General features: G+C 38.1%; 7 protein-coding genes. 5 read left to right on the top strand and 2 right to left on the bottom strand.

Going from position 1 to position 6,058, the window contains the following annotated elements:
• Positions 1-18 precede the first annotated feature (18 nt).
• Positions 19-1,083 (bottom strand): murein hydrolase activator EnvC family protein, encoded by a 1,065-nt coding sequence (locus ACSHXM_RS08080; RefSeq protein WP_435688249.1) that lies wholly within the window; start codon positions 1,081-1,083, stop codon positions 19-21.
• A gap of 101 nt (positions 1,084-1,184) precedes the next feature.
• Positions 1,185-2,720: a 2,3-bisphosphoglycerate-independent phosphoglycerate mutase gene (gene gpmI, locus ACSHXM_RS08085; protein ID WP_435688243.1), complete on the bottom strand. Its 1,536-nt coding sequence runs from the start codon at positions 2,718-2,720 to the stop codon at positions 1,185-1,187.
• Between the two features lie 220 nt (positions 2,721-2,940).
• Between gpmI and ACSHXM_RS08090 the strand changes: the two genes are divergently transcribed.
• The 5 genes from ACSHXM_RS08090 to ACSHXM_RS08110 all read left to right on the top strand — a co-directional run bounded on the left by ACSHXM_RS08090 (position 2,941) and on the right by ACSHXM_RS08110 (position 6,056).
• Positions 2,941-3,366 carry a rhodanese-like domain-containing protein gene (locus ACSHXM_RS08090; RefSeq protein WP_435688244.1) on the top strand — a complete coding sequence of 142 codons (426 nt, stop codon included), beginning with the start codon at positions 2,941-2,943 and terminating at the stop codon, positions 3,364-3,366.
• A 14-nt stretch (positions 3,367-3,380) separates the two neighbouring features.
• Entirely contained in the window at positions 3,381-3,638 is a 258-nt protein-coding gene (gene grxC, locus ACSHXM_RS08095) for a glutaredoxin 3 (protein ID WP_435688245.1), read from the top strand.
• 21 nt (positions 3,639-3,659) lie between these two features.
• On the top strand, positions 3,660-4,169 hold the full coding sequence (secB, locus tag ACSHXM_RS08100) for a protein-export chaperone SecB (protein WP_435688246.1): 510 nt from the start codon (positions 3,660-3,662) through the stop codon (positions 4,167-4,169).
• A 14-nt stretch (positions 4,170-4,183) separates the two neighbouring features.
• Complete coding sequence (gpsA, locus tag ACSHXM_RS08105) at positions 4,184-5,179, top strand: NAD(P)H-dependent glycerol-3-phosphate dehydrogenase (protein WP_435688247.1); 996 nt, start codon at positions 4,184-4,186, stop codon at positions 5,177-5,179.
• A 133-nt stretch (positions 5,180-5,312) separates the two neighbouring features.
• A complete protein-coding gene (locus ACSHXM_RS08110; protein ID WP_435688248.1) occupies positions 5,313-6,056 on the top strand; it encodes a substrate-binding periplasmic protein in 744 nt (247 codons plus the stop codon).
• The last annotated feature ends 2 nt before the right edge of the window (positions 6,057-6,058 follow it).

The raw sequence follows: 6,058 nt of genomic DNA on the forward strand, positions 1-6,058 counted from the left end.
GGCTGTTGCTTTAAATCTTTACAAATTTAACCAACTTGTGGGGTTAACAGGCTTTCCCTTATGGCGAATTTCAAAGTATAAATTTGGCCGACTTTGACCACCACTTTGTCCTAATAATGCTATTGATTCACCAGCAGTCACTGTTTCACCGGCTTGTTTTAATAACGCTTGATTATGTCCATATAGACTCATATAACCATTACCATGATCCAATACAGTGACTAACCCAAAACCTCTCAACCAATCAGAATACAATACTTTAGCGTCATGGATAGCGACAACCGAGCTTCCCACACTGCCGTATATAACTATACCTTTCCACTTAATTTTTCCTTGCCTAAATCGACCAAACATTTTACGCAGTCGACCTTTCGCTGGCATTAACAATTTCCCCTTAAGGGCATTAAGTCCAGTTAATGAGACACTTTGCTTTGCTTCGACTTGTGCTTGAGCTTTGCTAATCGCAGCCATTAAGTTCTTTTCGTTAATCTGTAGCTGTTCAATCTTTAATTCATCACTTTGAATAGAGGTTCGTAATTGAACTAACGTTTTTTCACGTTCAGCTTGTTGTGCAGTAAGTGTATCCTGTTGCTTAATTTGACGAGTTTTTAACTCCTCCAATTCCTTTTGTTTATCAATTAATTGAGCATTAACGGTTTGAAGCTCTGTAACTAAAAGATTAAAGCTATCAATTTCAGCTTTTCTTGCCTTATTTAAGTATTGATAGTAAACAATGGTGCGTTCAAAGTTTGTCGCATCCTGTTGATTTAACAACATTTTAGCAAAGTCATAATTGCCGGTCATATATGCACTACGGATTTGAGCGGCCAATGCTGTTTTTTGCTGGGCTAGCGCATCTAAATATTCTTTCTGTTTTTGCAATAAAGATTTTTGTTGCCCTTGATTGTCTTTTAACGATGTTTGAGTTGAGTTTAAGGATTTAGCTGTAGTCGCTATTTTTAATTCTGCTTTTTGTAAACTTGTTTGAAGTTTTTTAGCAGCCGTTATTTGCTTACGTAATTCAGCTTGGGTAGATTTAATTTGTTGCTGAATAGATTGTAAGTCGCTTGCATCTTGTGCCATGGCACAAGATGCAATAAAACTAAAACCTAACCATATAAAACAAAGTAATCGACTGTTAATTACTTTGATTGAATAAGTTAGATTAGACATTTTTAGTAAAACTAAACTAAAGCGACAATTGGTGTACCTGTCATTTCTTCAGGCTGGTCCATGCCCATTAAATGCAACATAGTCGGTGCAACATCACTCAAGGTACCGCCTGCTCTCGCCTGAGTTTTTCGAGCTCCTACATGAATAAAGGGCACCAACTCACTTGTATGAGCAGTATGAGCTTGACCCGTAGTGGCGTCTTGCATTTGTTCAGCGTTACCATGATCTGCAGTTATTAAGCAGTCACCACCGTTTTTACCAATAGCCTCGACTATACGTGCGATGCAAGAATCGACTGCTTCAACAGCCTTAACTGCCGCGTCAAAGTTGCCTGTATGGCCAACCATATCACCATTAGGATAATTACAGACTACCGCATCAAACTTTCCAGACTCAATAGCCGCGACTAATTTATCGGTCAATTCTGTTGAGTTCATTTCAGGCTGTAAATCGTAAGTGGCAACTTTAGGAGAAGGTATCAAAATACGTTCTTCACCGTCATATAAGTCCTCTCTGCCACCACTGTAGAAAAATGTTACATGGGCGTATTTTTCCGTTTCTGAGATTCTTAGTTGTGTTTTATTGTGCTGAGCTAACCAATCACCCATTACGTTTACCAAAGCAACCGGCGGATATGCACAAGGCGCTTTAATACTTTCTGCATATTGGGTTAGCGTAACAAAAGCGTTCAATTCAATATGTTTATCTTTGCTAAAATCACTAAAGTCTTTCTCAACAAATGGACGACTGATTTCTCTTGCTCTGTCTGCTCTAAAATTCATAAAAAATAAAGCATCGCCATCAACAATTGGTGCGGCATCACCAATAACGGTTGCCTGCATGAATTCGTCATTTTCTTCTCTTTGGTATGATGCCTCTAGTGCTTCGATGGCTGAATCAGCCTGACAACTTCCCTTAGCATTTGCAATTAGGTTGTAAGCTGTTTCAACTCGATCCCATCTTGCATCGCGGTCCATAGCGTAATAGCGACCTATAACGCTGGCAGTTTTACCTATACCTAACTCATTGAATAACTCATCAGCCTGCTCTAATGGACCTTTTGCACTTCGAGGGGGCGTATCTCGACCATCTAAAAAGGCATGTAAAAACACCTTAGTTGCGCCGCGTTGAACGGCCATTTTAATGAAGGCAAAAATATGATCAGTATGACTATGTACACCACCTGCTGATAGCAATCCCATAACATGCACGGCTTTACCTGCTTGAATAGTCTTATCTAAATTTTCAACCAAAGTCGGGTTTTCGAAGAAGTCTCCATCACTGATAGCTTTTGTTACGCGGGTGAAGTCTTGATATACAACTCGACCGGCTCCCAAGTTCACATGGCCAACCTCTGAGTTACCCATTTGTCCGGGTGGTAAACCAACATCTAAACCGGAACCTGAAATTAAAGTATTAGTTTTTGTGTTATACAAACCATCTAATACAGGAGTGTTTGCATGAGCAATTGCATTACTCTCTTTATTCTCTCTGTGGCCCCAGCCATCCAAAATAATCAGTGCTGTTGTCTTTTTTGCTTGGCTCATGTTTGTTTCCTATGGTGTAAATCTACAAATATCTTTATATTAACCAATCTTATCCTTACTAGCCTTGCTCGTCATCTGCAAATCATGCTTAAAACCAAATGGATAACAATAAGTTATTCCCAGTTCTTAAATATGTTTAGCTTGTAGACTAGTTTCTGCCTATAAAACCTTTATACTTTGCGCTCTTTTTTTATGTTATTTATTAGCGAGATCCTTAGATATGGAACAATTGGTAGAATTTGCCGGTAATCACCTTATTTTATCCGGTGCCTTTGTCGTGTTATTAGCCGCTCTAATTTACACCACAGTTGCAACCCAGCTTTCCTCTTTGAAAGAGTTAAGTACTCATGATGCAACTTTATTAATGAACAAAGAAGATGCATACATCTTAGATATCCGCCCAACAGCAGACTTCAAAAAAGGTCATATATTAGGCTCTAAACAAATAAAAGCTGAATTAGTTACTAAAGCAGACTTTAGCTCTCTTGAAAATCAAAAAAACAAACCCATCATAGTTGTCTGTGCAATGGGGATGAGCGCGAAACGTACTGCATCTCAAATGCTTAAAGCAGGCTTTGAAAATGTATCTGTTTTAAAAGGTGGTATTGGCGCTTGGCAAGGTGCCAACCTTCCTATCAATAAATAAGTACCAGGTTTTTTATGGCAAATGTAGACATTTATACCAAAGGACACTGTCCTTACTGTCATCGAGCAAAAGCACTGCTGGCTGATAAAAACATTCAATTTAACGAAATTGAAATTGACGTAAACCCAGAGTTGCGCAGCGTTATGATCGAACGAGCAAACGGTGGATATACAGTTCCACAAATTTTTATTGATGATCAACATATTGGCGGTTGTGACGACTTGTTCGCGTTAGAATCAAAAAACAAACTAAACGCATTACTTGCTGTTTAATTAATATTTTAAGGAATTTCCATGGCTGACGAAAATCAACCAATTGAAGGCGCTGCACAAGCAGACGCAGCACAAGCTCCACAATTTAATATTCAAAGAATTTTTACTAAAGATATCTCTTTTGAAGCACCTAACTCTCCAGCTATTTTCCAAAAAGAATGGAAACCTGAAGTTCAGTTAGATTTAGATACAAAAAGCACACCATTAGGTGAAAATCTATATGAAGTTGTTTTAAGTGTAACAGTTACAGCTAAACTTGGTGAAGAAACTGCATTCTTATGTGAAGTTCAACAAGCAGGTGTATTTAGCATTAGCGACATGCCAGAGCAAAACATGGCTCATATGATCGGTGCATTTTGCCCTAACACCTTGTTCCCGTATGCTAGAGAAACCATTTCAAATTTAGTTAACCGTGGCACTTTCCCTCCATTGAATTTGGCCCCTGTTGACTTCAATCAAATTTTTGCTGCATATATGAAGCAAAGAGCTGAACAAGGTCAAGAGCAATCTCCACAGAAACTAGATGCATAAGCAATTCATCTAGTATGAGTTCTGTATGTGTTTTAGGGGCAGGATCTTACGGTACTGCCCTTGCGTTTTGCCTTTCTAGAAACAACACCCCTACCCTCCTATGGAGTAGAGATCCCGCTCAAGCTAAAATAATGGCTGAATCTCGGACCAATGCTAAATATTTGCCTGGTTCCACGTTCCCAGATGCCTTGGCTGTTGAATCTGACATTCAAAAAGCTCTAAAGTTTAGTAACGACGTATTGGTTGTTGTGCCTAGCCATGCTTTTGCTGAAACACTAAGATTAATAAAGCCGTACCTAACTAAAGCACATCGTATTATTTGGGCTACCAAGGGGTTAGAACCTAATACTGGTAGATTATTGCAAGATGTTGTCACAGACATTCTAGGTAATGACACTCCCCTTGCTGCATTGTCTGGTCCTACTTTCGCCAAAGAAATGGTTGCTGGCTTGCCTACTGCCATTTCAATTAGTTCCTCAGATGAAACATTAGCAGAAGATTTTGCAAATAAATTACATTGCTCAAAATCATTTCGTGTATACCGAAATGACGATTTCATAGGTATTCAATTAGGCGGAGCAGTTAAAAACGTCATCGCTATTGGAGCTGGTTTAGCTGATGGCTTAGGTTTTGGTTCAAACGCAAGAACAGCACTTATTACCCGAGGTCTTGCAGAACTTACGCGTTTAGGTGTGAAAATGGGTGCAAAACCAGCAACTTTCATGGGCATGTCAGGACTAGGAGACTTAGTCCTAACCTGTACTGATAATCAATCTAGAAACCGACGTTTTGGTTTGGCTTTAGGAAAGGGGCTCGACATTCAAGCCGCAATTACTGAGATTGGCCAAGTGGTTGAGGGTTATAAAAATACTAAAGAAGTTCACGAATTAGCGGCTAGAATGAATGTAGAAATGCCGATATGTGAACAAATATATAAAGTGTTATATCAAAACAAATCGGTTAAAGAAGCGGCTCTTTCTCTTCTTGGACGTGACCAAACTTCAGAATAACTTTATTACTACGACTAATTATCTATTTAAACCCCCAAATGGAACAGCTAACCTAGAACCTAATCCATTCACTAATAAAAAGAATCAAAAACAGTGAAAAATATACATTCTATTTTCTATTAGGATCGATATTTTGAAGAAAATTAAGTTTCATCAACTTTTAACTTCATTGCTTTTAACTGTTAGTTTACAAACTAAAGCCCAGGGACCCTGCCTAAAGTTTCATGTAATTCATAGTGAACCCATTGGTTTTGTAAATAACTCGGGAACCCCTACAGGTGTTCATTGGGACTACTTAAATGCAATAGAGAAAGACTCTGGAATATGTATTAATAAAGAATTAATGCCATATGCTAGGATTTGGGAGAATATTAAGCATGGTAAACATGATGGAGGAATTATATTTAAATCTGAAAGTCGCTCACCAATAGTCGTTTATGCTAGTCACATTAAATCAGTACCAACCGTTGTTATCCCTTTAGAAGGCTTACACTTAAAAAGCTATGATGACTTAAGGGGTTTATTAATTGGAACCATGCGGGGCATTCACCTTAGCGAGCGATTTGATAACGATAATACTCTTAATAAAATTGAATTGACCAACTTTGAACAAGAAACACGTATGATTAATCTTAAGAGAATTGATGCAATCGCCGGCAACGGATTAGCGTTAATGTACCAGTTAAAAAAATTCCACGTAATAGAAAAAGTTAACCTCAATGATCAACTTGTACTCGGTGAAAAAGAACAATGGCTCCAATTTTCTAAAAAATCCCCCTACTTAAATAGAATACCGAAACTAAAACAATCCATTAAAAAACTGAAACAAGACGGTACCTTTAATAAAATTCTAATTAAATATTATGGTGAGCAATAAAC

The organism is Paraglaciecola sp. (assembly GCF_051252315.1).
GTDB lineage: Bacteria > Pseudomonadota > Gammaproteobacteria > Enterobacterales > Alteromonadaceae > Paraglaciecola.

What these genes read in the sequence shown, in the direction of transcription:
- gpsA (WP_435688247.1), top strand. Translation starts at nt 4,184, where the DNA reads ATGAGTTCTGTATGTGTTTTAGGGGCAGGATCTTACGGTACTGCCCTT.
- grxC (WP_435688245.1), top strand. Translation starts at nt 3,381, where the DNA reads ATGGCAAATGTAGACATTTATACCAAAGGACACTGTCCTTACTGTCAT.
- secB (WP_435688246.1), top strand. Translation starts at nt 3,660, where the DNA reads ATGGCTGACGAAAATCAACCAATTGAAGGCGCTGCACAAGCAGACGCA.
- gpmI (WP_435688243.1), bottom strand. Translation starts at nt 2,720, where the DNA reads ATGAGCCAAGCAAAAAAGACAACAGCACTGATTATTTTGGATGGCTGG.
- ACSHXM_RS08090 (WP_435688244.1), top strand. Translation starts at nt 2,941, where the DNA reads ATGGAACAATTGGTAGAATTTGCCGGTAATCACCTTATTTTATCCGGT.
- ACSHXM_RS08080 (WP_435688249.1), bottom strand. Translation starts at nt 1,083, where the DNA reads ATGGCACAAGATGCAAGCGACTTACAATCTATTCAGCAACAAATTAAA.